The following is a 23,752-nucleotide window of genomic DNA, read 5'->3' on the forward strand; positions in this document are numbered from 1 at the left end:
AAGCCTGGAAACGTCCGGGTTTTCAGGGGGCGGTATCACGGGAAGTACACGGGGTGGCGCCCGTGAACTGCAGCAATCGGACCGTGTACGGTCCCCTTCGCCACCCAAGCTGATCGCTACCGAGAGGTCGGGTTGGGTGTCGATTGAGTAACAGACCTTGATGTGAGGCAAAATCTCCGCCTCAGGTCGGGCACAAGTCCGGCCTCTCACGCGTTACGTGCGCTGAGACACCGCAGACACCCATGAGGGGGAGAGCGACATGGCAACGGATTACGACACCCCACGCAAGACCGACGACGACGTCGATCAGGACAGCCTCGAGGAGCTCAAGGCTCGTCGGAGCGACAAGACGGCATCCGCCGTCGACGTGGACGAGTTCGACGCGGCAGAAGGACTGGAGCTGCCCGGCGCGGACCTGTCCAACGAGGAGCTCGCGGTGCGGGTTCTGCCGAAGCAGGCCGATGAGTTCACCTGCATGAGCTGCTTCCTGGTGCACCACCGCAGCCAGCTGGCGCGCGAGAAGAACGGCCAGCCGATCTGCCGCGACTGCGACTGAGGCCGTCGGCCGTGGCAGGCGACACACCGTTCGGGAAGCGGCGCCTGCGGCGCACGAAGCCGTCGGAGGCGTATCAGGGCGGCACCGGCCCGGCAGGGGGAGAACCTCCCGCTGCCGAGCATCAGGCCGCCCTGCAGGCCTCTCCCGGCGCATCGGACGACGAGCGGGGCCTTCCGGCCTCGCTCGAAGCGGTCCGGACCGCGGACTCGCCTCGGGGACCCGAAAGGGACCACCCGGAGGATCCCACGGGAACCGGCCGTCTGCACGTACTGAAACGAGGTGTGCGCAGGAGCGGGGAGAGCGCCAGAGCGGTGGTCGCCCACCTGGCCGACCGGATCATCGACACGGCTCCGCGCGTCCCCGTGCGCGACCTTCCCACCCTGCGCAGGCACTTCCCGGGGCTCGGTCCCGAAGAGCTCGCCGACAAGCTCGTCGCGGGCGCCCGCAAGGCCACCGCGACCGTGGGGGCGGGCATCGGGGCGGCGGCCATGCTGCCCGTACCACCCGCCATGACGGCGGAGCTGGCGGCCGAGGTCACGGGCGTGGCCGTGATCGAGATGAAGCTGGTCGCCGAGCTCCACGAGGTCTACGGCCTGCGTCCGCCCGGCAACCTCGGGCAGCGCAGCACCGCCTACCTGACCTCCTGGACGGAGGAGCGCGGGATCGACGTCGCACGCCCCGCCACGCTCAACGCGGCGCTGGGCGGCCAGATGAAACGCGAACTGCGCCAGCAGATCATGAAGCGCATGGTACGCAACCTGCCCAACCTCATCCCGTTCATGGTCGGCGCCGCGGTCGGCGCGATGATGAACAGCCGGGACACCGGAAAGCTCGCCGAGCGGGTCAGGAACGACCTCCGCTGCCGGCAGGTCCCCTGGGACCGGCTCCCCGCCCTTCCGCCGCTGGAGCAGCCCCCGGACCCCGTCGAGGAGCTCCCCGACGGCCCCGGCCGCCCCGGGATCTGACCGCTCAGGCGGGAACGCCCGACAGGGCGGCCACCAGGGCCTCCGGCTCCCTCGTCGACAGGTAGACGTACGGCGTCGGGTCGGCCGGGTCCGTGATCCGCACCCGCACCGCCGTGGGCACGTAGCTGCGCAGCAGCATGAAGGCGCGCGGATCCGCCTTGTACGAGCGCCAGGCGCGCGCCTCCTCCGCGTCGAGCACCTCGGCGTCGCCGAGGGCCGCCAGCGGGATGCGCGCGTCCCCGGCGACGAGGGCGCCCGCGACGACCCGGATGCGGGCCGATCCGTACGAGCTCACGACCACGGACGCCACGGCCGTCCCGGCCACCAGTCCGCCGAGCATGGGCAGGGCGCCGAGGGGCAGGAGCATCAGGGCACAGGCGATACCGAGCCCGAAGGCGATGAACCACCACGACCGGGGGGCGGTGAGACGTTCGTCGAAGGGCGGTGCGGAAGGCTGCATGAAGCCAAGCTTGGCACGGCGCGACCCGGGCGCGGCGGCGCGGGTAAGGTCTGCGCCTGTGAGTGGAACATCTACACGCCTGACACCCCCGGCCGGCGCCGTGCGGCCGGTGCGGCATCCCGACGCCCCGGCGCCCGGAGAGCTCCTCGGCTCGCACTACGAACAGTGTTTCGGGTGTGGCAGTGAGCAGCCGCACGGACTGCACCTCCGGGCGCGGGCCGGCGAGGGCGTGAGCGTCACCGCCGAGTTCACCGTGAAGCCCGCCCACCAGGGCGCTCCCGGGCTCGCCCACGGTGGTGTCCTGGCCACGGCGATGGACGAGACGCTCGGCGCCCTCAGCTGGCTGCTGCGGCTCATCGCGGTGACCGGACGGCTGGAGACCGACTACGTCCTGCCGGTGCCGGTCGGCACGGTCCTCTTCCTGGACGCCGAGGTCACCGCCGTGCACGACCGGAAGATCTACTGCCGGGCGACGGGCCGGATCGGCGGCTCCGAGGGTCCCGTCGCGGTACGCGCCGAGGCTCTGTTCATCAAGGTCGAGGTGGACCACTTCATCGACAACGGCCGTCCCGAGGAGATCCGGGCGGCGATGTCCGACCCGGACCAGGTGCGGCGGGCCCGGGCCTTCGAGGTGAACCCGTGACGCGCCACCCCGTCGACGTGCTGATCCGCCGGATCGACCCGGACGTCCCGATTCCCGCGTACGGACACCCGGGGGACGCCGGTGCCGACCTGGTCACCACCGAGGGCGCCGAGCTGGCCCCGGGCGAACGCGCGGTGCTGCCCACCGGTGTCTCGATCGCGCTGCCCGACGGGTACGCGGCCTTCGTGCACCCCCGCTCCGGTCTCGCGGCCCGCTGCGGAGTCGCTCTCGTGAATGCCCCGGGGACGGTCGACGCCGGGTACCGTGGAGAGATCAAGGTGATCGTGGTCAATCTCGATCCGCGCGAGACCGTGCGGTTCGAGCGGTTCGATCGGATTGCCCAACTGGTCGTCCAGCAGGTCGAGAAGGTGCGCTTCCACGAGGTGGCGGAACTCCCCGGCTCGGCGCGGGCCGAAGGGGGCTTCGGGTCCACCGGCGGTCATGCCGCCGTGGACGGCGTCAGGGGCGGTAACACCCAGGGTGGGAACAGCTACGCTTCGGTCGTATCCGACCGGGAAGGACAGTGACGTGTTCGGACGTCGCAAGAACAGTGGTTCCGCCGAGGACGCGGCGGACGAGGCGCGCGAGACCGAGCAGGTCGCCGACGAGCTCGATGACGCGGGCGGTGCCTCGGGGAGCCCGCGCCGCACCAGCCTTCCGCCGGCCCCCCGGCCGGACGGGCCGTGGGACGTCTCAGAGGTGTCCCAGCCCGGCGAGGGCCGGGTGGACCTCGGCGGCATCTTCGTGCCCGGTGTCGAGGGCATGGAGCTGAGGGTCGAGGTCGCCGGTGACGCGATCGTCGCGGCCACGGTCGTGCTGCGCGACAGCGCGGTGCAGCTGCAGGCCTTCGCGGCGCCCAAGAAGGAGGGCATCTGGGGCGAGGTGCGCGAGGAGATCGCCTCGGGCATCACCCAGCAGGGCGGGATCATCGACGAGGTCGAGGGCCCGCTGGGCTGGGAGCTGCGTGCCCAGGTCCCCGTACAGCTCCCCGACGGCACGAACGGCGTGCAGCTCGTGCGCTTCATCGGTGTCGACGGGCCGCGCTGGTTCCTGCGCGGTGTGATCTCCGGTCAGGGCGCCGTGCAGCCGGAGGCCGCCGGTCTGCTGGAGACCATCTTCCGTGACACCGTGGTGGTCCGCGGTGACGGTCCGATGGCCCCGCGTGACCCGATCGTCCTCAAGCTCCCCAACGACGCGCAGATGGTGCCGGAGGGTGTGCAGCAGGAGGACCAGGAGAGCTCGAAGTTCTCCGGTGGCATGGGTCAGCTCCAGCGCGGACCCGAGATCACCGAGGTCCGCTGACCGTTCGCACCCACCGTCGGCCGGTGGGCCGCGCCCTTCCGGGGCGCGGCCCACCGGCCTTCGTGCTGAAGCGCACGGTGCGGGGCGCGCGTGCCCGTACAGGGCGCGTAAGGGGGGCGTACGGGCGGCGTCAAGAGTGGGACGGGTGCCGTAAGGAAGACATCAACGCAGGTCGCGGAGGCCGCGGACGGGCGTTTGCTACGGGGGTCCCGACCCCGACCTCATCCAGGAGCACACGATGGCCGACGTGGCCTTCGTCGTCACCACCGTCGCGGTATTCGCGCTGGTGGCTCTCGTCGCCCGAGGGGCGGCCCGGCTGTGACCGCAGAGAACATCACCGGCCTCGTCGTGGCCGTGGCCCTGCTGGGCTATCTCGTACTCGCCCTCCTTCACCCGGAGAGGTTCTGAGCGCGACATGAGCCCCGTCCTCGCCGGTTCGCTCCAGTGGCTCGCGCTCGTCGCGGCTCTGGCACTGGCCCACCGTCCGCTCGGCGACCACATGGCCCGGGTCTACTCCTCGGCGAAGCACCTGCGGGCCGAGAAGTGGCTCTACCGGGCCGTGGGCGTCGACCCCGGCACCGAGATGCGCTGGCCCGCCTATCTGCGCGGTGTCCTCGCGTTCTCGGCCGTCAGCGTCCTCTTCCTGTACCTGCTGCAGCGGCTCCAGGGCCTGCTGCCCGGGTCGCTCGGCTTCGCCTCGATCGGTCCCGACCAGGCGTTCAACACGGCGGCGTCCTTCGTCACCAACACCAACTGGCAGTCGTACTCCGGCGAACAGGCCATGGGCCACGTCGTCCAGACCGGCGGCCTGGCGGTGCAGAACTTCGTCTCCGCGGCGGTCGGCATGGCCGTGGCGGTGGCCCTGGTGCGGGGCTTCGCCGCCCGTACGGCGGCCCTCGGCAACTTCTGGGCCGACCTCGTGCGCGGCGTCGTGCGGATCCTCCTGCCCCTTTCCGTGGCGGGGGCGGTCGTCCTGGTCGCCACCGGAGTCATCCAGAACTTCTCCGGCATCCACGAGGTCGGACAGTTCACCGGCGGCACCCAGCAGTGGAACGGCGGCGCCGTCGCCTCGCAGGAGGTCATCAAGGAACTCGGGACGAACGGCGGCGGCTACTTCAACGCCAACTCCGCCCACCCGTACGAGAACCCCGGCGGACTGTCCAACCTGTTCCAGATCTTCCTCATCCTGGTCATCCCGACCGCGCTGACCAGGACCTTCGGCCGGATGATCGGCACACCGAAACAGGGGTACGCGATCCTGGCGGCCATGGCCGCCATCTGGCTGGGCTTCACGGCCCTGATGATGTGGACCGAATTCGCCCACCACGGGCCCGCGCCCGACATCGCGGGCGGGGCGATGGAGGGCAAGGAGACACGGTTCGGCATCGCCGGGTCGTCGCTCTTCGCCGTGGCCACCACCCTGACCTCCACCGGAGCGGTCAACTCCTTCCACTCCTCGTACACCGGCCTGGGCGGCGGGATCACCATGCTGGGCATGCAGCTCGGAGAGATCGCGCCCGGGGGCGTCGGTTCGGGGCTCTACGGAATGCTGGTCATGGCCGTGGTCACGGTGTTCCTCGCGGGGCTGATGGTGGGCCGGACGCCCGAGTACCTCGGCAAGAAGATCGGGATCCGCGAGATCAAGTTCGCGGCGTGCTACATCCTGATCACCCCCGCCCTGGTCCTCGGCTTCACCGCCGTCGCGATGGCCCTGCCGACACCGGCCACCTCCATGAAGAACCCGGGGGCGCACGGCTTCTCCGAGATCCTCTACGCCTATACCTCGGGCGCCAACAACAACGGCTCCGCGTTCGCGGGCCTCGACGCGGACACCCAGTGGTTCAACACCACCCTCGGCATCGTCATGCTGCTCGGCCGCTTCCTGCCGATGGTCTTCGTCCTGGCGCTGGCCGGCTCACTGGCCCGGCAGCGCCCCCTGCCCCCGACCGCCGGGACCCTCGGGACGCACCGGCCCCTCTTCAGCGTGCTGCTCGTCTGCACCCTCATGATCGTCACCGGTCTGACCTACTTCCCGGCCCTCGCGCTGGGACCGCTGGCCGAAGGGCTGGCGTCATGACCGACTTCTCCGAGCGGGAGGACCCGATGTCCCTCATCACCCCGGCCCGAAAGCCGCCGCAGGACGCGGCCACCGGAGGGGGCCCGGGCAGCGGGCGGGCCGCCGCCGGGCTCTTCGACGTCCGGCAACTGGTGCGGTCGCTCCCCGAAGCGGTGCGCAAACTCGATCCCCGGGTGATGGTCTCGTCCCCGGTGATGTTCGTGGTGCTGATCGGATCCGTGCTCACCACGGTCCTCGCGGCGCTCGACCCCACCGACTGGTTCGGCTGGGCCGTCACCGCCTGGCTGTGGCTGACCACGATCTTCGCGAACCTCGCCGAGGCGGTGGCGGAGGGCCGCGGCAAGGCGCAGGCGGACACCCTGCGCAGGGCGAGGACCGGAACCGTCGCACGCCGCGTCACCGGCGGGTGCGAGGAGCGCGTACCCGGCACCGACCTGCGCGTCGGCGACCTGGTGGTCTGCGAGGCCGGCGACCTGGTGCCCGGCGACGGTGACGTCGTCGAGGGCGTGGCGAGCGTCGACGAATCGGCGATCACGGGGGAATCCGCCCCCGTGATCCGGGAGTCGGGCGGTGACCGCAGCGCCGTCACCGGCGGGACGAAAGTCCTCTCGGACCGGATCGTCGTCAGGATCACCACCAAGCCGGGCGAGACCTTCATCGACCGGATGATCTCCTTGGTGGAGGGCGCCACCCGCCGGAAGACACCCAACGAGATCGCGCTCAACATCCTCCTGGCCTCGCTCACGGTCGTCTTCCTGCTCGCGGTCGTGACCCTGCAGCCGTTCGCCGTGTACGCGGGCCAGGAGCAGTCGGTCACCGTGCTGGCGGCCCTGCTGGTGTGCCTCATCCCGACGACCATCGGGGCGCTGCTCTCCGCGATCGGGATCGCCGGCATGGACCGCCTCGTCCAGCGCAACGTCCTCGCCATGTCCGGGCGTGCCGTCGAGGCCGCGGGAGACGTGTCCACCCTGCTGCTCGACAAGACGGGCACCATCACGCTGGGCAACAGGCAGGCCGCCGGGTTCCTGCCCCTCGCGGGGGTCACGGAGGCCGAACTCGCGGAGGCCGCCCGGCTGTCGTCGCTGGCGGACGGGACGCCCGAGGGTCGCTCGGTCGTGGCGCTCGCCGAGGAGGGCCGCGAACCCGGGGAGTCCCGCCGGGGGAAGCCTGAGGGTGCCGAGTGGGTGGCCTTCACCGCGCAGACCCGGATGTCCGGCGTGGACCTCGCGGACCGCCGGGTACGCAAGGGCGCCGCCGGCTCCGTGATCGCCTGGGTCACCGGGCGCGGCGGGAGCGTGCCGCCGGATGCCGGACCCCTCACCACGCGCATCGCGGAGGCCGGCGGCACCCCGCTGCTGGTGGCCGTGGACGACCACCGCGGCGCCCGGGTGCTGGGCGCGATCCACCTCAAGGACGTCGTCAAGCCCGGGATGCCGGAACGGTTCGCCGAACTGCGTCGCATGGGCATCCGCACCGTCATGATCACCGGCGACAACCCGCTGACCGCGAAGGCGATCGCCGAGGAGGCGGGGGTCGACGACTTCCTCGCCGAGGCCACGCCCGAGGACAAGATGGCCCTCATCGAACGGGAGCAGGCCGGCGGCAGACTCGTCGCGATGACCGGGGACGGAACCAACGACGCCCCCGCGCTGGCCCGGGCGGACGTCGGTGTCGCCATGAACACCGGTACGTCGGCCGCCAAGGAGGCCGGGAACATGGTGGACCTGGACTCCGATCCGACCAAACTGATCGAGATCGTCGCCATCGGCAAGCAACTGCTGATCACCAGGGGCGCCCTGACCACGTTCTCGATCGCCAACGACGTCGCGAAGTACTTCGCGATCATCCCGGCGATGTTCGCCGCCGTGTACCCGGGCCTGGAGCGGCTCGACATCATGGACCTGTCCTCGCCCCGGACCGCGATTCTCTCGGCCGTGATCTTCAACGCGCTGATCATCGTCGCGCTGGTGCCGCTCGCGTTGAAGGGCGTTCGCTACCGGCCGGCCGGAGCCGACCGGATGCTCCGCCGCAACCTCGGCGTCTACGGCCTCGGCGGGCTGATCGTCCCCTTCGCCGGCATCAAGATCATCGACCTTCTCCTCTCCCTCGTCCCCGGACTGCGCTGAAACCGGAGCCTGCCGACCGTCATGAACACTCCCGTGGGAACCACCGCCCGCCTCCTCGGAGCGGGGCTGCGCGCCCTGCTCGTCCTGACCGTCCTCTGCGGGGTCGTCTACCCGCTCGCCGTCACCGGCCTCGCCCAGGCCCTCTTCCCGGACAAGGCCAACGGCTCGGAACTCTCCGTGGACGGCAGGACCGTCGGTTCGAGCCTCATAGGCCAGCGTTACGACCTGCCGCCCGCGGACGGGCGGGAGACGGCGGAACCGGACCTCACCTGGTTCCAGCCCCGCCCGTCCGGGGGCCTCGGCACCAACAGCGTCAACACGCGCTACCGGCTGCTCCTCTCCGGTGCCACCAACCTCGCGGCCGACAACGAGGAGCTGATCGACCAGATCACCGCGGCCGAGGCCGCCGTCGTCGCGGACAACTCCCTCCCCGGCCACCCGGTCGATCCCGCCGACGTACCCGCCGACGCCGTCACCTCCTCCGGGTCGGGCCTCGACCCGCACATCTCCCCTGCCTACGCCGGGCTCCAGGCCCCCCGCGTCGCGGCCCGGAACCATCTGCCCGCCGACCGGGTCACCCGGCTGGTGAGGGAGCACACGGAGGGCCGGATCCTCGGATTCGTGGGTGAGCCGCGGGTCAACGTCCTCGAACTCAACATCGCCCTGAAGGAGCTGGTGCACCGGTCGCGTACCAGCTGAGAGCCCGCAGCCCCCGGAAGCATTGCCCGGTCGGCCGCCCGCTGGACATACTGGCGGCGGCCAAGGAGCGGTACGTACGGCGCGTACGCACGGGGGAGAGCGATGACACGGAGCACCGGCGGACAGAGCGGCACGGCACTGGCGGGGAGCCCGGCCGGCGGGCCCATGGTGCGGGTGGAGAACCTGCACCGCTCGTTCGGGACCGGCGCCACCGCCGTACACGCCCTGCGCGGGGTCTCCTTCGAGATCCCGCGCGGGGAGCTCGTCGCGCTCAAGGGCCGCTCCGGATCCGGCAAGACGACCCTGCTCAACCTGGTCGGCGGCCTCGACAGCCCGGACGAGGGCCGGATCACCGTCGACGACACCGTCCTGTCCGAGCTGGGTGAGGACGGACTGCTGGAGTTGCGCCGGGAGCGGATCGGGTTCATCTTCCAGTCGTTCGGCCTGATCCCGATCCTCAGCGCGGCGGAGAACGTCGGCGTTCCCCTGCGGCTGCGCAAGGCCGACCCGCGCGAGCGGGAGGAACGGGTGGCCCTGCTGCTCTCCCTGGTGGGCCTCGGCGACCACGCGCGGCAGCGCCCCGGCGAGCTCTCCGGCGGCCAGCAGCAGCGCGTCGCCATCGCCCGCGCGCTCGCCAACCGGCCCGCGCTGCTGATCGCCGACGAGCCGACCGGGCAGCTCGACGCGGAGACGGGCCTCGCCGTCATGGAACTGCTGCGGGCCGTCGTGCGGGGCGAGGGCGTCACCGTGCTCGTCGCCACCCACGACCCCCAGCTGCTCGGCTTCGCCGACCGGGTCCTGGAACTGGGCGACGGGCACATCGTCGAGCACGGGTAGCGGGGCGGCGGGGGAGCAGGACCGAGGCCGGAGCGGAGGGCCCGGGGGCCCGTGTGCCACGGCGCGAGCGGGCGCGGGGGCGGCCCCGGCCCGCGTCAGAATCCTGTCAATACGGACCCGGTCACCGCCCCCGGGAGCCGCATACCGGACATGCTCGGGGTAACTTCGGCAGTGGCTCCCGCGTCGGCGGCAGCTACTGCAGAGAAGACGATGGGGCCATGGCACGCGGCACGCTACGGATCTACCTGGGCTCGGCACCCGGGGTCGGCAAGACGTACGCGATGCTGTCCGAGGCCCATCGCCGGGTGGAGCGCGGCACGGACTGCGTCGTCGGTTTCGTGGAGCACCACGAGCGGCCCCGTACCGAGGTCCTGCTGCACGGCCTGGAGCAGGTACGCCGCCGCGACATCGAGTACCGCTCCGCCGTGTTCTCCGAGATGGACGTCGACGCCGTCCTGGAGCGCGCACCGGCCGTGGCGCTGGTGGACGAGCTCGCCCACACCAACGTGCCGGGATCCCGCAACGCCAAGCGCTGGCAGGACGTCGAGGAGCTCCTGCAGGCCGGCATCGACGTCATCTCCACCGTCAACATCCAGCACCTGGAGTCCCTCGGCGACGTCGTCGAGGCCATAACGGGCGTACGTCAGCAGGAGACCGTCCCGGACGAGGTGGCCCGCAGGGCCGACCAGGTCGAGCTCGTCGACATGTCGCCCCAGGCGCTGCGCCGGCGCATGGCCCACGGCAACATCTACCGGTCCGACAAGGTCGACGCCGCCCTCTCCAACTACTTCCGCCCCGGCAACCTCACCGCCCTGCGCGAGCTCGCGCTCCTCTGGGTCGCCGACCGGGTCGACGAGTACCTCCAGCAGTACCGGGGCGAGCACGACATCAGCACCCCCTGGCAGGCCCGCGAGCGCATCGTCGTCGGACTGACCGGCGGCCCCGAGGGCCGTACGCTCATCCGCCGCGCCTCCCGGATGGCGGCCAAGGGGTCCGGGAGCGAGATCCTCGCCGTCTACATCGCCCGCAGCGACGGACTGACCTCCGCCTCGCCCAAGGAACTCGCCGTCCAGCGCACGCTCGTCGAGGACCTCGGCGGCACCTTCCACCACGTCATCGGCGATGACATCCCCTCCGCCCTGCTGGCTTTCGCCCGGGGTGTCAACGCCACCCAGATCGTTCTCGGCTCCAGCCGCCGCAAGGCCTGGCAGTACGTCTACGGGCCGGGCGTCGGCGCCACCGTCGCCCGTGAGTCCGGCCCCGACCTGGACGTCCACATCGTCACGCACGAGGAAGTGGCCAAGGGGCGCGGTCTGCCCATCGCCCGCGGCGCCCGGCTCAGCCGCACCCGCATCCTGTGGGGCTGGGCGGTCGGCGTCGGCGGTCCGGCGGCCCTGACCCTGCTCCTGCGGGGACTGGAGAACGGGCCCGGGCTCGCCAACGACGTCCTGCTCTTCCTCTTCATGACCGTCGGCGCGGCCCTGCTCGGTGGGCTGGCCCCCGCGCTCGCCTCGGCCGCGGTCGGCTCGCTGCTCCTCAACTACTGGTTCACACCCCCCACCCACACCCTGACGGTGCAGGACCCGGAGAACTTCGTCGCCATCGTGATCTTCTTCGCGGTGGCCGTGGCGGTGGCCTCGGTCGTGGACCTGGCGGCCCGCCGTACCCACCAGGCCGCACGGCTGCGGGCCGAGTCGGAGATCCTGTCCGCCCTGGCCGGGAGCGTCCTGCGCGGCGAGACGGCCCTGGACGCCCTCCTGGACCGCGTCCGGGAGACCTTCGCCATGGAGTCCGTCGCGCTGCTGGAGCGGCAGAGCGACGTGGAGCCGTGGACGTGTGCCGGCTCCGTCGGGCCCGCCCCGGTGGCCCGGCCCGACGACGCGGACGTGGACATGCCCGTCGGCGACCACATGGCCCTCGCCCTCTCCGGCCGCGTACTGCCCGCCGAGGACCGCCGGGTGCTCGGGGCGTTCGCCGCGCAGGCCGCCGTCGTACTGGACCGCCAGCGGCTGGTGGACCAGGCGGAGGCCGCCCGTCGCCTCGCCGAGGGCAACCGGATCAGGACGGCCCTGCTCGCCGCCGTCAGCCACGACCTGCGCACCCCCCTGGCCGCCATCAAGGCCGCCGTCAGCTCCCTGCGCTCCGACGACGTGTCCTGGTCCGACGAGGACGAGGCCGAGCTCCTCGCGGGCATCGAGGACGGCGCCGACCGCCTCGACCACCTGGTCGGAAACCTGCTCGACATGTCACGCCTGCAGACCGGGACCGTCACCCCCCTGATCCGCGAGATCGATCTCGACGAGGTCGTCCCCATGGCCCTGGGCGGCGTGCCCGAGGGCAGCGTCGACCTCGACATCCCCGAGACGCTCCCGATGGTCGCCGTCGACCCGGGGCTCCTGGAGCGGGCCGTCGCCAACATCGTCGAGAACGCGGTCAAGTACAGCCCGGACCGGGAGCGCGTCACCGTCGCCGCCAGCGCCCTGGGCGAACGCGTCGAGCTGAGGGTGGCCGACCGGGGCCGGGGCGTCCCCGACGAGGGCAAGGAACGCATCTTCGAGGCCTTCCAGCGGTACGGCGACGCCCCGCGCGGCGCGGGGGTCGGCCTCGGCCTCGCCGTCGCCCGCGGCTTCGTGGAGTCCATGGGCGGCACGCTGGACGCCGAGGACACCCCCGGCGGCGGACTCACGATGGTCCTCACGCTCAGGGCGGCACGCGGGCAGGTGCGGGACGGCCCCGGGCATCCGGTGCACGCCGCCTCATGAGGCACCCGGGGCACACCGCCGCCCCCCGCATACATCCAGGAAAGGCAGGTCCCCGATGACCCGGGTGCTTGTGGTGGACGACGAGCCGCAGATCGTACGGGCGCTCGTGATCAATCTGAAGGCGCGCGGCTACGAGGTGGACGCGGCGCCCGACGGGGCGACGGCTCTGCAGCTCGCCGCCGCCCGCCATCCCGACGTCGTCGTCCTCGACCTCGGACTCCCGGACATGGACGGCGTCGAGGTGATCAGCGGCCTGCGCGGCTGGACCCGTGTGCCGATCCTCGTGCTCTCCGCCCGCCACACCTCCGACGAGAAGGTCGAGGCCCTGGACGCCGGCGCCGACGACTACGTCACCAAGCCCTTCGGCATGGACGAGCTGCTGGCCCGCCTGCGCGCGGCCGTACGCCGCGCCGAACCGGTCGGCCCCGACGGCGCGGGCGATCTCGGGATCGTGGAGACCGAGGCGTTCACCGTGGACCTGGCGGCGAAGAAGGTCAACCGGCAGGGCCGTGACGTGCGGCTCACCCCGACGGAGTGGCACCTGCTGGAGGTCCTCGTCCGCAATGCCGGCCGCCTCGTCGGCCAGAGACAACTGCTGCAGGAGGTCTGGGGTCCCTCGTACGGCACGGAGACCAACTACCTACGGGTCTACATGGCGCAGCTGCGCCGCAAGCTGGAGACCGATCCCGCGCACCCCCGGCACTTCGTGACCGAGCCGGGGATGGGGTACCGATTCGAGCGCGGCTGACCCCGCTTCCACCCCGCGCGTCACCCGTCCGGGTGACTCCCTGGCCGACCCGCCCGTACCACGGGAGACCGGTACCCTTCGGGTATGAGCGCTGTTCCCCGATTCGAGAAGTCAGGCAGGGCGGAGAAGCCGTCCGGCCGCTTCCGCCGTATGCTCGGCCGGCTGTCCAGCTCCCAGGAGGACCTGGAGTCCGAGGAGCTGCGGAACGACGCGCACGCCTCGGGCTGCACCCGTATCTCCGAGTGCACGGACCGGCAGATCGTCAAGGTGACTGGTACCTTGCGGACCGTCACCCTGCGCCCGCGGGCCGGAGTGCCCGCGCTGGAGGCGGAGCTCTTCGACGGCACGGCGCCGCTCGACGTGGTCTGGCTGGGCCGGCGCTCCATCGTCGGCATCGAGCCGGGCCGCAAGCTCATCGCCTCCGGACGTATCGCCATGAGCCACGGGCGCCGGGTGCTGTTCAATCCCAAATACGAACTCCGACCGCTCGGCAAGGAGTAGCCGGTGACGTCTCACGACAAGCCGACGTCCGACACGGACCAGCCCCACCGCACCGACCAGCAGGACGCCGCCGCCAAGGCGGTCACCGAGGCGGCGCTCTTCGAGGCCTTCGGCGGCGTGCGCGGCATGGTGGAGACAGTCCTGCCCGGGCTGCTCTTCGTCACGATCTTCACGATCGACAAGAACCTGCACGTCTCGGCCATCGCGGCCCTCGCCGTCTCGCTGGTCCTCGTCGTCGTACGGCTGGTCCGCAGGGACACGGTCAAGCACGCCTTCAGCGGCGTCTTCGGCGTGGCCTTCGGTGTGGTCTTCGCGATGATGACGGGCAACGCGAAGGACTTCTACCTGCCGGGCATGCTGTACACGCTCGGCCTGGCTCTCGCCTACCTCGTCACGAGCGCAGCCGGGGTGCCGCTCATCGGCCTGATCCTCGGCCCGGTCTTCAAGGAGAACCTCTCCTGGCGCACGAGGAACCCCGGCCGGAAGAAGGCCTACGCCAAGGCGAGCTACGCCTGGGGGCTGATCCTCCTCGCCAAGTGCGCGATCCTCTTCCCGCTGTACTGGTGGGCGGACACGGCGCAGCTGGGCTGGGTGCTGGTCGCGCTCAAGATCCCGCCGTTCCTGCTCGCGGTGTACCTGACCTGGGTCTTCCTTGCCAAGGCGCCGCCGCCCATCGACGTTTTCGCCGAGATGGAGGCGGAGGAGGAAGCCGAGAAGGCCCGCAAGGCGGCCCGCGACACGCAGGCGGCCCAGGCCGCCGAGGCCCGCGGCTACGAGGCCTGACCAGCCGGACGCGCAGTGCACAGGGGCCCGGGAACCGTTCGAACGGTTCCCGGGCCCCTGTGCTGTCCCGTGCGCGCCGCTCCGGTCGTCCTCCGGGCGACGGCGGTCGCGGTGGGCGGTTCTCCGCCCACCGCTCCGGGCGGTCTTCGGTGCGCGCCCCTCAGTCGCCGGTGGGATCCCGGCGGACCGACAGCAGGTCCTCCAATTGCTCCTCGCGCGCCTGGGCCGCCACGAACAGCAGCTCGTCACCCGCCTCCAGCGTCTCCTCGGCGTTCGGCGTCAGGACGCGCGTACCGCGGATGATGGTGACCAGCGACGTGTCCTCGGGCCACGCCACATCGCTGACCCGGGTGCCGGCCAGTGCCGACTCCGGCGGCAGCGTCAGCTCGACGAGATTGGCGTCGCCGTGGCTGAAGCGGAGCAGCCGGACCAGGTCGCCGACGCTCACCGCCTCCTCGACCAGGGCGGACATCAGGCGCGGTGTCGAGACCGCGACGTCCACACCCCAGGACTCGTTGAACAGCCACTCGTTCTTCGGGTTGTTCACCCGGGCGACCACCCGGGGGACGCCGTACTCGGTCTTGGCGAGCAGGGAGACGACCAGGTTCACCTTGTCGTCACCGGTCGCGGCGATCACCACGTTGCACCGCTGCAGCGCGGCCTCGTCGAGCGAGGTGATCTCGCAGGCGTCAGCGAGGAGCCACTCGGCCATCGGCACCCGCTCCACCGAGATGGCGGTCGGCGCCTTGTCGATCAGCAGCACCTCGTGCCCGTTCTCCAGGAGTTCGGCCGCGATGGAACGTCCCACCGCACCGGCTCCGGCAATCGAGACGCGCATCAGTGACCGCCCTCCTCGGGACCTTGGGCAAAGGCCTCCTCGACCTTCGCGATCTCGTCCGTGCGCATCATCACGTGGACCAGATCCCCCTCCTGCAGAACCGTCTGCGACGTCGGCAGTATGGCCTCACCCAACCGGGTGAGAAAGGCGACACGGACGCCCGTCTCCTCCTGCAGTGTGCTGATCTTGTGGCCGATCCAGGCCGGTGTGGTGTGCACCTCCGCGAGCTGCACACCGCCGCTCGGATCCCGCCACAGCGGCTCCGCGCCCGAGGGCAGGAGCCGCCGCAGCATCTGGTCCGCGGTCCAGCGGACCGTGGCCACCGTAGGGATACCGAGCCGCTGGTAGACCTCGGCACGACGGGGGTCGTAGATGCGGGCCGCGACGTTCTCGATGCCGAACATCTCGCGGGCCACGCGGGCGGCGATGATGTTGGAGTTGTCGCCGCTGCTGACCGCGGCGAAGGCCCCGGCCTCCTCGATCCCCGCCTCGCGCAGGGTGTCCTGGTCGAAACCGACCCCGCTGACCCGTCGGCCGCCGAACCCGGAACCGAGACGGCGGAACGCCGTGGGGTCCTGGTCGATCACGGCGACCGTGTGCCCCTGCCGCTCCAGGGTCTGTGCGAGAGCGGAGCCGACACGCCCGCAGCCCATGATGACGATGTGCACCTTGCGCCTACCTCGCCGTCCTGGTCGTCCGGATGACCTGCGAAAACACCCTGCTCACATCTCTCTCTCCGCTTGCGGGGCAAACAACGGGGCAACGACCTGTGGCGTTGCCCGGGGTCGAGCTTATGCGGCCGCGCTGCCACCGCCTCATCCGAGTGTGCGTATGCCCGGGGGTGACGGGCAAAGCGGACCCCCGCGGACGGACCGCCGCCGCTGCCGCGGGCGGGGCCGCGGGCCCCTTCCACCCGGGGCAGCGAACGGCACCCGCCGGATGCCGGGGCGGGTCCGACGGGATCCGGGGCGATGCCTGCCGGGCCCGGTGGGCCCTTCGCGTACGGCCGCCGTTGTGCGGTCTCCCGGGCCGGGTCGTTTCCGGCCGCCCGCAAGGATTGCGTTAAGGATTCCATGGACTTTTCCCGTGGGGGCGGGTAACTATGAAGGTTTTCCGTGGACCGAGGGGGTGGTGCCTCGGCGGCGTGTCTCGACAGCGTTTACGATCCTCACCGTGTCCAAACTGACCGACGTGCCCAAACGGATCCTGATCGGCAGGGCGCTGCGCAGCGACAAGCTGGGGGAAACACTTCTCCCGAAGCGCATCGCGCTCCCCGTCTTCGCATCCGACCCGCTGTCCTCCGTGGCGTACGCGCCCGGCGAGGTCCTCCTCGTGCTCTCCATCGCGGGCGTGTCGGCCTACCACTTCAGCCCGTGGATCGCTGTCGCCGTCGTGGTCCTCATGTTCACGGTCGTCGCCTCCTACCGGCAGAACGTGCGCGCCTACCCCAGCGGCGGCGGCGACTACGAGGTCGCCAACACCAATCTCGGCCCCAAGGCGGGACTCACCGTCGCGAGCGCCCTCCTCGTCGACTACGTCCTCACCGTCGCCGTGTCGATCGCCTCGGGTGTCGAGAACCTCGGCTCCGCGATCCCCTTCGTCGTCGAACACAAGACGCTCTGTGCCATCGGTGCCATCGTCCTGCTGACGCTGATGAACCTGCGCGGCGTGAAGGAGTCCGGAAAGCTCTTCGCCGTCCCGACCTATCTGTTCGTGGCCGGAGTCTTCGCGATGATCCTCTGGGGCGCGTTCCGCGGACTCGTCCTCGGGGAGACCATGCACGCGCCGACCTCGAACTACGAGATCCGCCCGGAGCAGCAGGGACTGGCGGGGTTCGCCCTCGTCTTCCTGCTCCTGCGCGCCTTCTCCTCCGGCTGCGCCGCCCTCACCGGGGTCGAGGCGATCAGTAACGGTGTGCCCGCCTTCCGCAAGCCGAAGAGCAAGAACGCGGCCACCACCCTCGCGGCGATGGGACTGCTCGCCGTCACCATGTTCTGCGGCATCATCGGCCTCGCCATGGCCACCGACGTGAAGATGGCCGAGAACCCCGCGCAGGACCTGATCCACAACGGGACCGCGGTCGGAGCCGGCTTCGTCCAGGACCCGGTGATCTCCCAGGTGGCCGCCGCCGTCTTCGGTGACGGCACGTTCTTCTTCGTCCTGCTGGCCGCGGCCACCGCCCTCGTGCTCTTCCTCGCCGCCAACACCGCGTACAACGGCTTCCCGCTGCTCGGCTCGATCCTCGCCCAGGACCGTTACCTGCCGCGCCAGCTGCACACGCGCGGTGACCGGCTGGCCTTCTCCAACGGCATCGTGCTGCTCGCCGGCGCGGCGATCCTGCTCGTCTGGATCTACGGCGCCGACTCGACCCGGCTCATCCAGCTCTACATCGTCGGCGTGTTCGTCTCCTTCACCCTGAGCCAGACCGGCATGGTGCGGCACTGGAACCGCCACCTGAGCACCGAGAAGGACCCGGCGCAGCGCCGGCACATGATCCGCTCCCGCGCGATCAACACGTTCGGCGCGTTCTTCACCGGCCTGGTCCTCGTCGTCGTCCTGGCCACCAAGTTCACCCACGGCGCCTGGGTCGCGCTCCTCGGCATGGTGATCTTCTTCGGCACGATGACCGCGATCCGCAAGCACTACGACCGGGTCGCCGAGGAGATCGCGGCGGCCGACATCCCCACCGACGACACCGTCAGGCCCTCGCGGGTCCACTCGATCGTCCTGGTGTCCAAGCTCCACCGGCCCACGCTGCGGGCGCTCGCGTACGCCAAACTGGTGCGCTCGGACCAGCTGGAGGCCCTGTCCATCAGTGTCGACCCGGACGAGACCAAGGCGCTCAGGGACGACTGGGAGCGGCGCGGCATCGACATCCCGCTCAAGATCCTCGACTCGCCCTACCGCGAGGTGACCCGGCCCGTCATCGAGTACGTGAAGAGCCTGCGCAAGGACCGGCCGCGCGATGTGATCAGTGTGTACATCCCCGAGTACGTGGTCGGCCACTGGTACGAGCACCTCCTGCACAACCAGAGCGCCCTGCGGCTGAAGGGCCGGCTGCTGTTCACCCCGGGGGTGATGGTGACCTCGGTGCCGTACCAGCTGGAGTCCTCGGAGGCGGCGAAGCAGCGGGCGAGGAGGCGGGCGGACTGGAACGCGCCCGGCTCCGTGCGCCGCGGGCCCGTCGAACGCAGGCAGCACAAGGAGTCCGGGACCAAGAGCTGAGCGGTCCCTCCGCTCGTGGTAAGCGGTCGGCCGGCACCCACGTAGACTCGTAGGTTGTTGTCCGGCCGCTTTGCCGTTCCCCGTTTCCCTTGATCTCTGGAGCCACCCCCTCATGCAGAACGAACCCACCTCGTCGCAGACCAGGGAGCAGCAGGCCGGGGAGCAGCAGAGCGGGGAGTCGCTCGTCGGACAGGAGTACGAGGTCGAGGTCGGTCCCGTGGCCCACGGCGGCCACTGCATCGCCCGCACGGACGAGGGCCGGGTCCTCTTCGTACGCCACACCCTGCCCGGCGAGAAGATCATCGCCCGGGTCACGGAGGGAGCGAGCGACTCCCGTTTCCTGCGCGCCGACGCGGTCACGGTCATCGAGGCGTCCAAGGACCGCGTGGAGGCTCCCTGCCCGTACGCGGGCCCGGGCAAGTGCGGTGGCTGCGACTGGCAGCACGCCAAGCCGGGCGCACAGCGCCGCCTCAAGGGTGAAGTGATCGCCGAGCAGCTGCAGCGGCTCGCGGGCCTCACCCCCGAGGAAGCCGGCTGGGACGGCACCGTCATGCCGGCCGAGGGCGACAAACTGCCGCCGGGCGAGGTGCCCGCGTGGCGCACCCGGGTCCAGTACGCCGTGGACGAGGACGGCAGGGCCGGACTGCGCAAGCACCGCTCGCACGAGGTCCAGCCGATCGACCATTGCCTCATCGCCGCCCCCGGGGTCTCCGAGCTCGGCGTCGAGAAGCGGGAGTGGCCGCAGATGGCCGCCGTGGAGGCCATCTCGGCCACCGGCTCCCACGACCGCCAGGTCATCCTGACCCCGCGCGAGGGCGGCCGGCTCCCGCTGGTCGAGCTGGACAAGCCGGTCTCCGTACTCCGCGTCGAGGAGAAGGACGGCGGGGTCCACCGGGTCCACGGCCGCGCCTTCGTCCGCGAGCGGGCCGACGACCGTACCTACCGCGTGGGCTCCGGTGGTTTCTGGCAGATCCACCCGCAGGCGGCCGACACCCTGGTCCGTGCGGTCATGCAGGGCCTGCTGCCCCGTAAGAACGACATGGCGCTCGACCTCTACTGCGGCGTCGGCCTGTTCGCGGGAGCGATCGGCCAGCGCATCGGCGAGAAGGGCGCGGTGCTGGGCATCGAGTCCGGCAAGCGCGCGGTCGAGGACGCCCGCCACAACCTGAAGGACCTGGACCGGGTCCGCATCGAGCACGGCAAGGTCGACCAGGTCCTGCCGCGCACGGGCATCACCGAGTGCGACCTGATCGTCCTGGACCCGCCCCGCGCGGGCGCGGGCAAGGCCACGGTCAAGCACCTGTCCTCCCTCGGCGCCCGCCGCATCGCCTACGTCGCCTGCGACCCGGCGGCCCTGGCGCGGGACCTGGCGTACTTCCGGGACGGGGGGTACAAGGTGCGGACGCTGCGGGCGTTCGACCTGTTTCCGATGACCCACCATGTCGAGTGCGTCGCGATCCTTGAGCCCGCCGCAAAGGGCGTCTGACCTGCGGTTTCGCCGAGTGTGCGTTATGTGCGCTGTGGGCGTTACGGGCGATATCTTGACGCATATTCGACGCACGTGACGCACGTCTGACGCACGTTTGACGCACGTTCTGATGAGGCGTCAGGTGGTCATTCCTGCAGGTGGCGGTGTGTCGAGTGCGGCTTGACGGGGCTCCCTCTTTACCGCCTCTTGGTGAACCCGTGCTCGATATCGCCTGATTAAGGCTCAGTAGGAACGGGGTCCGTAAGGGCTCCAGTGGCCAAGGAAAGGCTTGAGGTCGTCGCCGCTGGGCTTGGGTGGGGTGGGCAGCTTCGGCGCCGCGGCGGACTCGGTGAGGTGCTGGAGCCGGGCGTCCGTGAAGGCGAGCCACGCCTCGATCTCTGTTCTTTCCTGTCCGGGTGGCAGCGATGTGGCGTGGTCGCGTACTGCTGTGACGTATTCGGTCAGGCGCTTGGTCTGTTGCCAGGCGTCTGCTTGTTCTTGGAGGTGCTTGACGCGATAGGCGTAGGCGTATGCAGTGCGCGCTTCCTCCATGGCGGTTTCCCAGCGCCTCTGCTGGGCTTCCCTGGCCTGCTGGTCTGCAAGGCGTTTGTGTTCTGCGGCTGTGCCGCGGAGGTCGACTTCTTGTGCGATTTCGGCGAGTTGGTCTTCCAGTGGCCGGTCGGGGACATCGGCCCATTCGCTCGCACGGTGCGGGCTGCCGCCGCGGAGGATGAAGCGCAGGCGGTTTGAGGGGGTGTAGTCGAAGCGGGCGATGCGCATCCATGAGTGCTTCTTGGCGTCGGCGAGTTCCTTGTCGGTGGGGATGTGTTCGCTGCGGTCCTGTTCTTGAAGGACGAGGAATCCGACGCTTTCGCCTTGGGTGGTGATGGTGAAGTGCGGTGGTGCGCTGCGGCGACGGTGGGGTGGGGGAGCGCCTTGCGTGGTTCCGAGTGCTGCCTTATGGCCTTGTGATTCGGTGGCGATGATGAGGGCCTGGATGATGCGCAGGGCTCGGCCCTGGATGGATTTGGTGAGCCCCATGGGCTGTGGCTGTTGTTGGAGGGCGGCCACGAGGGAGTGGGGTTTGGTGAGTCTGGCCGGAACGGGGAGCGGGGTGAGTTCGGCGAGGCGCCAGGCGGGGATGTCGGCGAGTTTGATTTCGTAGCCGCGGTGGGTGCGGTATGCGTAGAGCTCTTGTGTGCGCGGGATCTTGCCGGACTTGCGGGCGGTGTTCACCCGTGATGCCCAATTCACTGCGTGCGGTCCGGTTTCGATGGGCTTGATGAGGCAGCCGTCGTTCGCGGCCAGTTCTTCGAGGAGTTGGTCTGTGTAGTTCGTACGGGCCCTGGGTGCGGTCTTGGGGCGTGGCGGTGCCGGTTTGCGGCTGGGCTGCGCGGGTGGTGCGGCGTTCTGCTCGACGGGGCAGATGCCGCGGTCGGTGAGATGCTGCCGCCCTCTGTCGGTGAGGTTGGCGCTCCAGTGCCCTCGGCGTTTGGTGATTCTGATGAGTCCGCGACTCTGCAGTGCCTGGGCGCTGACCTTGAAAGTGCTGTCCGGCCAGACTCCGTCGGGACATCCCTGGCCCACCCAATCGAGCACGGTCTGCTGCCGCTCGTTGAGGGTCTGGTGCATGTGGACCTCTCGCGGCTCCCGGGTGTGTTGCCCCGGAGATGATGCCCGTAACTTCCGCGGTAATTCCGAGCGTTATGAGAGGACGTTCGTTCGGATGAGACGTGTTGCGTGGCCCGCGCATCGGAGTGCAGCAGGCTGCGGAAGCGCGCTCGCCCTCGCTGACCCGCCCGTCCCGCAACAGGGCCCGGGGTGCTGCTGTATGACGGGCATCGCGTGTCGTCATGCGCCGCAGTGTTTCACCCACCACTGACAGACACGTTGTCTGGCATCAGAACGCAGAACACCCTGAAGGACAGAGATCGACCAGGAGCGCAGGTTCACCGGGCCAGAATGGGCCAGCCCTTACTCGTGATCTTCGAGGTACTTCTCGTACTCGTCCATGTATGGATAGCAGTCGTCGGCAGTGGCAAGGTCGCTGCCTTCACAGAGGCTGTACTTGTAGGAGCCATCGGGGTTGCGCTCTTGAGGATCAGGCAGGCCGGTGTCGCGAGCGAAGTCACTACCGTCGTCGGCCCCCTCCGACGCCGAGACACCATCCCGCGCGATGTCGCGGTACCGTCGCTCGGCGTCGGGCGTGAGCTTGCCGCTTTCGCAGTCAGCGGGGTCCTCGACCATGTAGAAGAGGACAGACCAAAAATCCCCGTCCGTCGTCTCATCGCCCTTGACCCGCTCCGTCTCATGCCAGCAGACGGTCCACTCGCCCCCAGGGTCGTCCAGGGAGCTGTAATCACGCCCTCCAGCCCCCGTGTCCAAGCGTGTCGCGTAACCCGCCGCCTTGGCGGTCAGCGCCGCATCATTGAACGACCTCCCCTCCTGACTTGCCAACGGAGGTGCCTTGTCGCTCTGCGGGCTTCCCGTGCCGCCTTGCCCGTCGCACGCCGTCAGGGCAACGACGCCAGCAAGCACCAGCATCGCGATGCGCTTCCTCATGGCTCCCCCTCCGGCGAGTCTGCCGATGATCGCTCTGGATGGTAGTGCAGGAGCCAGATACAGGAGACGGCACCCACGGACGCGCGTTAGCTCAATGAATGCCTGGCGGTACGCTGCCGGCGGCCGACCACCGCCCCGGTCCAGCAGCACCGCTGCCGATACCAGCCTCGAGAAGGAACTCACGGTGACCAAGCCCCTAACGCACAAGCAAGCCCTGGCAGCAGTCATACAAGCTCTCGGCGGAACGTGGGACCCACCGCGCGCCGCTCTGGCACTGCGTCTCGCCGGCTACGAGCCAGCTACCTCGCAGGCCGGCGAGAAGGAAGCGCGCCGGATCCTGCGCGAACTCACCGAAGAGGGAACGATCGTCCGGCCCGACCCCGAGCGTACGGAGTACCACCCTCTAGGAACCTGAGGTTGCGGACGGCTCCCTGCCCGGGCCCGGGTCGTCCGGCACTGACGAGGTTCGTGGTTGAGAGAACGCGTGATCAACCAGGGCCTTGACTACCTGTCGTGGCTCACCCGGTACCGGAGCGCCTTCGACAGCCTGGTCCGCGACAGGCTCGGAGTGCCGACCGCAGCGCAGGTCCTGTGGAGCGCCCCCCCGCCTGATCTGTGTTGCCGGCGACTTCACCCTGAGCCTGATCCGCTTTGACGGACATTCGAGATCAGGGGTTCATCCTCGGGAGGATGTCCATCATGGAGAGCATGGGGAAAGAGAAGCCTCGCCGCCCTCGCCGTTCGTTCACGCCGGAGTTCAAGGCCGAGATCGTCGGGCTGTGCCGACGCGGTGACCGCTCGGTCGGACAGGTCGCCAAGGACGTCGAGCTGACCGAGACCGCGGTGCGGGACTGGGTGAAGCGGGCCTCTGCTATCGCCGGGTCTGCCCGGCATCTGGCATTGTCCTCTTCGACCTGTCGTCGAATCGATACGCTTCTCTCCTCGCTCTGCTTCTGACGACGGTGGTCCCTACGGGTGAGTTCGTACTCCTCCAACGGAACCCCACTGCTCCGGTATTCGACGTCGCACATGACGGTCAGCGTAGAAGCAGCGCCTACGCGGCCGTGGGGAAGAACGGTCTTGGTCAACCAGCTTGCGGATTCTGCCCATGAGAGACCGACGGGGTGCGTGTCGCGTACGCTCCGAGGCCAGCCGCGTGGGCTCGCGTGGTGCGGCGCGATGGCCGCTCTGAGGCAAGCC

Annotated in this window: 23 protein-coding genes and 1 pseudogene; 19 read left to right on the forward strand and 5 right to left on the reverse strand. The window is 70.2% G+C overall.

What is annotated here, in order from left to right; genetic code table 11:
• The first annotated feature begins 259 nt into the window (after positions 1–259).
• Complete coding sequence (locus tag BA175_RS00550; RefSeq protein WP_003965732.1) at positions 260–556, forward strand: DUF4193 domain-containing protein; 297 nt, start codon at positions 260–262, stop codon at positions 554–556.
• Between the two features lie 11 nt (positions 557–567).
• Complete coding sequence (locus BA175_RS00555) at positions 568–1,521, forward strand: hypothetical protein (RefSeq protein WP_069169182.1); 954 nt, start codon at positions 568–570, stop codon at positions 1,519–1,521.
• Between the two features lie 4 nt (positions 1,522–1,525).
• On the opposite strand, the gene BA175_RS00560 is transcribed toward BA175_RS00555, so the two are convergent.
• Positions 1,526–1,981 (reverse strand): DUF3093 domain-containing protein, encoded by a 456-nt coding sequence (locus tag BA175_RS00560; protein ID WP_069169183.1) that lies wholly within the window; start codon positions 1,979–1,981, stop codon positions 1,526–1,528.
• 58 nt (positions 1,982–2,039) lie between these two features.
• On the opposite strand from BA175_RS00560, the gene BA175_RS00565 reads away from it, so the two are divergent.
• The 12 genes from BA175_RS00565 (at position 2,040) to BA175_RS00620 (ending at position 14,459) form a co-directional block, all read left to right on the forward strand.
• Entirely contained in the window at positions 2,040–2,624 is a 585-nt protein-coding gene (locus tag BA175_RS00565) for a PaaI family thioesterase (protein WP_069169184.1), read from the forward strand.
• A complete protein-coding gene (dut, locus tag BA175_RS00570; protein WP_069169185.1) occupies positions 2,621–3,151 on the forward strand; it encodes a dUTP diphosphatase in 531 nt (176 codons plus the stop codon). Before BA175_RS00565 ends, dut begins: the two co-directional genes overlap by 4 nt.
• Before the next feature lies 1 nt (position 3,152).
• On the forward strand, positions 3,153–3,926 hold the full coding sequence (locus BA175_RS00575; protein WP_069169186.1) for a DUF3710 domain-containing protein: 774 nt from the start codon (positions 3,153–3,155) through the stop codon (positions 3,924–3,926).
• A gap of 318 nt (positions 3,927–4,244) precedes the next feature.
• Positions 4,245–4,334: a K(+)-transporting ATPase subunit F gene (gene kdpF / locus BA175_RS00580; RefSeq protein ID WP_037631509.1), complete on the forward strand. Its 90-nt coding sequence runs from the start codon at positions 4,245–4,247 to the stop codon at positions 4,332–4,334.
• 7 nt (positions 4,335–4,341) lie between these two features.
• Entirely contained in the window at positions 4,342–6,003 is a 1,662-nt protein-coding gene (kdpA, locus tag BA175_RS00585; RefSeq protein WP_069169187.1) for a potassium-transporting ATPase subunit KdpA, read from the forward strand.
• On the forward strand, positions 6,000–8,129 hold the full coding sequence (gene kdpB, locus BA175_RS00590; protein WP_069169188.1) for a potassium-transporting ATPase subunit KdpB: 2,130 nt from the start codon (positions 6,000–6,002) through the stop codon (positions 8,127–8,129). The genes kdpA and kdpB overlap by 4 nt, the downstream gene beginning before the upstream one ends.
• 21 nt (positions 8,130–8,150) lie before the next feature.
• Positions 8,151–8,828 carry a potassium-transporting ATPase subunit C gene (locus BA175_RS00595; RefSeq protein WP_069169189.1) on the forward strand — a complete coding sequence of 226 codons (678 nt, stop codon included), beginning with the start codon at positions 8,151–8,153 and terminating at the stop codon, positions 8,826–8,828.
• A 102-nt stretch (positions 8,829–8,930) separates the two neighbouring features.
• Positions 8,931–9,665 carry an ABC transporter ATP-binding protein gene (locus tag BA175_RS00600; protein ID WP_069169190.1) on the forward strand — a complete coding sequence of 245 codons (735 nt, stop codon included), beginning with the start codon at positions 8,931–8,933 and terminating at the stop codon, positions 9,663–9,665.
• Between the two features lie 218 nt (positions 9,666–9,883).
• Positions 9,884–12,427 (forward strand): sensor histidine kinase, encoded by a 2,544-nt coding sequence (locus BA175_RS00605; RefSeq protein WP_069169191.1) that lies wholly within the window; start codon positions 9,884–9,886, stop codon positions 12,425–12,427.
• A 55-nt stretch (positions 12,428–12,482) separates the two neighbouring features.
• Complete coding sequence (locus BA175_RS00610) at positions 12,483–13,175, forward strand: response regulator (RefSeq protein WP_069169192.1); 693 nt, start codon at positions 12,483–12,485, stop codon at positions 13,173–13,175.
• 84 nt (positions 13,176–13,259) lie between these two features.
• Entirely contained in the window at positions 13,260–13,676 is a 417-nt protein-coding gene (locus BA175_RS00615) for an OB-fold nucleic acid binding domain-containing protein (protein WP_079159318.1), read from the forward strand.
• 3 nt (positions 13,677–13,679) lie between these two features.
• Positions 13,680–14,459, forward strand: coding sequence for a DUF3159 domain-containing protein (locus tag BA175_RS00620; RefSeq protein ID WP_069169194.1), 780 nt, complete (start codon positions 13,680–13,682; stop codon positions 14,457–14,459).
• 160 nt (positions 14,460–14,619) lie between these two features.
• Here the strand turns inward: BA175_RS00620 and BA175_RS00625 are convergent, their stop codons facing one another.
• Positions 14,620–15,297 carry a potassium channel family protein gene (locus tag BA175_RS00625; RefSeq protein WP_069169195.1) on the reverse strand — a complete coding sequence of 226 codons (678 nt, stop codon included), beginning with the start codon at positions 15,295–15,297 and terminating at the stop codon, positions 14,620–14,622.
• The gene (locus BA175_RS00630; RefSeq protein ID WP_069169196.1) at positions 15,297–15,965 is read right to left on the reverse strand and encodes a potassium channel family protein; all 669 of its coding nucleotides are present in this window, start codon (positions 15,963–15,965) and stop codon (positions 15,297–15,299) included. Before BA175_RS00630 ends, BA175_RS00625 begins: the two co-directional genes overlap by 1 nt.
• A gap of 505 nt (positions 15,966–16,470) precedes the next feature.
• Between BA175_RS00630 and BA175_RS00635 the strand changes: the two genes are divergently transcribed.
• Entirely contained in the window at positions 16,471–18,522 is a 2,052-nt protein-coding gene (locus tag BA175_RS00635; protein ID WP_069169197.1) for an APC family permease, read from the forward strand.
• Between the two features lie 112 nt (positions 18,523–18,634).
• The gene (locus BA175_RS00640; protein ID WP_069169198.1) at positions 18,635–20,008 is read left to right on the forward strand and encodes a class I SAM-dependent RNA methyltransferase; all 1,374 of its coding nucleotides are present in this window, start codon (positions 18,635–18,637) and stop codon (positions 20,006–20,008) included.
• Between the two features lie 225 nt (positions 20,009–20,233).
• On the opposite strand, the gene BA175_RS31495 is transcribed toward BA175_RS00640, so the two are convergent.
• Positions 20,234–21,622 carry a hypothetical protein gene (locus BA175_RS31495; protein ID WP_254667780.1) on the reverse strand — a complete coding sequence of 463 codons (1,389 nt, stop codon included), beginning with the start codon at positions 21,620–21,622 and terminating at the stop codon, positions 20,234–20,236.
• Positions 21,623–21,964: 342 nt separating this feature from the next.
• Positions 21,965–22,552, reverse strand: a complete 588-nt coding sequence (locus BA175_RS00650; RefSeq protein ID WP_069169199.1) for a hypothetical protein — start codon at positions 22,550–22,552, stop codon at positions 21,965–21,967.
• A 184-nt stretch (positions 22,553–22,736) separates the two neighbouring features.
• Here BA175_RS00650 and BA175_RS29105 point away from each other — a divergent pair, with 184 nt between their 5' ends.
• The 3 genes and pseudogenes from BA175_RS29105 to BA175_RS00660 all read left to right on the forward strand — a co-directional run bounded on the left by BA175_RS29105 (position 22,737) and on the right by BA175_RS00660 (position 23,509).
• Positions 22,737–22,967, forward strand: a complete 231-nt coding sequence (locus BA175_RS29105) for a hypothetical protein (protein ID WP_076968386.1) — start codon at positions 22,737–22,739, stop codon at positions 22,965–22,967.
• Between the two features lie 69 nt (positions 22,968–23,036).
• Positions 23,037–23,217, forward strand: a pseudogene (locus tag BA175_RS31500) (transporter); the annotation flags it as partial.
• A gap of 25 nt (positions 23,218–23,242) precedes the next feature.
• Positions 23,243–23,509: a helix-turn-helix domain-containing protein gene (locus BA175_RS00660; RefSeq protein WP_069170262.1), complete on the forward strand. Its 267-nt coding sequence runs from the start codon at positions 23,243–23,245 to the stop codon at positions 23,507–23,509.
• Positions 23,510–23,752: the final 243 nt, after the last annotated feature.

Origin of the sequence: Streptomyces griseus (assembly GCF_001715295.1) — a bacterium.
Lineage (GTDB): Bacteria > Actinomycetota > Actinomycetes > Streptomycetales > Streptomycetaceae > Streptomyces > Streptomyces griseus_G.

Bases quoted from the DNA above. Each gene is read 5' to 3' on its own strand.
- BA175_RS00550 (WP_003965732.1), top strand. From the start codon at position 260: ATGGCAACGGATTACGACACCCCACGCAAGACCGACGACGACGTCGAT.
- BA175_RS00560 (WP_069169183.1), bottom strand. From the start codon at position 1,981: ATGCAGCCTTCCGCACCGCCCTTCGACGAACGTCTCACCGCCCCCCGG.
- kdpA (WP_069169187.1), top strand. From the start codon at position 4,342: ATGAGCCCCGTCCTCGCCGGTTCGCTCCAGTGGCTCGCGCTCGTCGCG.
- kdpB (WP_069169188.1), top strand. From the start codon at position 6,000: ATGACCGACTTCTCCGAGCGGGAGGACCCGATGTCCCTCATCACCCCG.
- BA175_RS00595 (WP_069169189.1), top strand. From the start codon at position 8,151: ATGAACACTCCCGTGGGAACCACCGCCCGCCTCCTCGGAGCGGGGCTG.
- BA175_RS00600 (WP_069169190.1), top strand. From the start codon at position 8,931: ATGACACGGAGCACCGGCGGACAGAGCGGCACGGCACTGGCGGGGAGC.
- BA175_RS00605 (WP_069169191.1), top strand. From the start codon at position 9,884: ATGGCACGCGGCACGCTACGGATCTACCTGGGCTCGGCACCCGGGGTC.
- BA175_RS00610 (WP_069169192.1), top strand. From the start codon at position 12,483: ATGACCCGGGTGCTTGTGGTGGACGACGAGCCGCAGATCGTACGGGCG.
- BA175_RS00615 (WP_079159318.1), top strand. From the start codon at position 13,260: ATGAGCGCTGTTCCCCGATTCGAGAAGTCAGGCAGGGCGGAGAAGCCG.
- BA175_RS00625 (WP_069169195.1), bottom strand. From the start codon at position 15,297: ATGCGCGTCTCGATTGCCGGAGCCGGTGCGGTGGGACGTTCCATCGCG.
- BA175_RS00640 (WP_069169198.1), top strand. From the start codon at position 18,635: ATGCAGAACGAACCCACCTCGTCGCAGACCAGGGAGCAGCAGGCCGGG.
- BA175_RS31495 (WP_254667780.1), bottom strand. From the start codon at position 21,622: ATGCACCAGACCCTCAACGAGCGGCAGCAGACCGTGCTCGATTGGGTG.
- BA175_RS00650 (WP_069169199.1), bottom strand. From the start codon at position 22,552: ATGAGGAAGCGCATCGCGATGCTGGTGCTTGCTGGCGTCGTTGCCCTG.
- BA175_RS00660 (WP_069170262.1), top strand. From the start codon at position 23,243: ATGTCCATCATGGAGAGCATGGGGAAAGAGAAGCCTCGCCGCCCTCGC.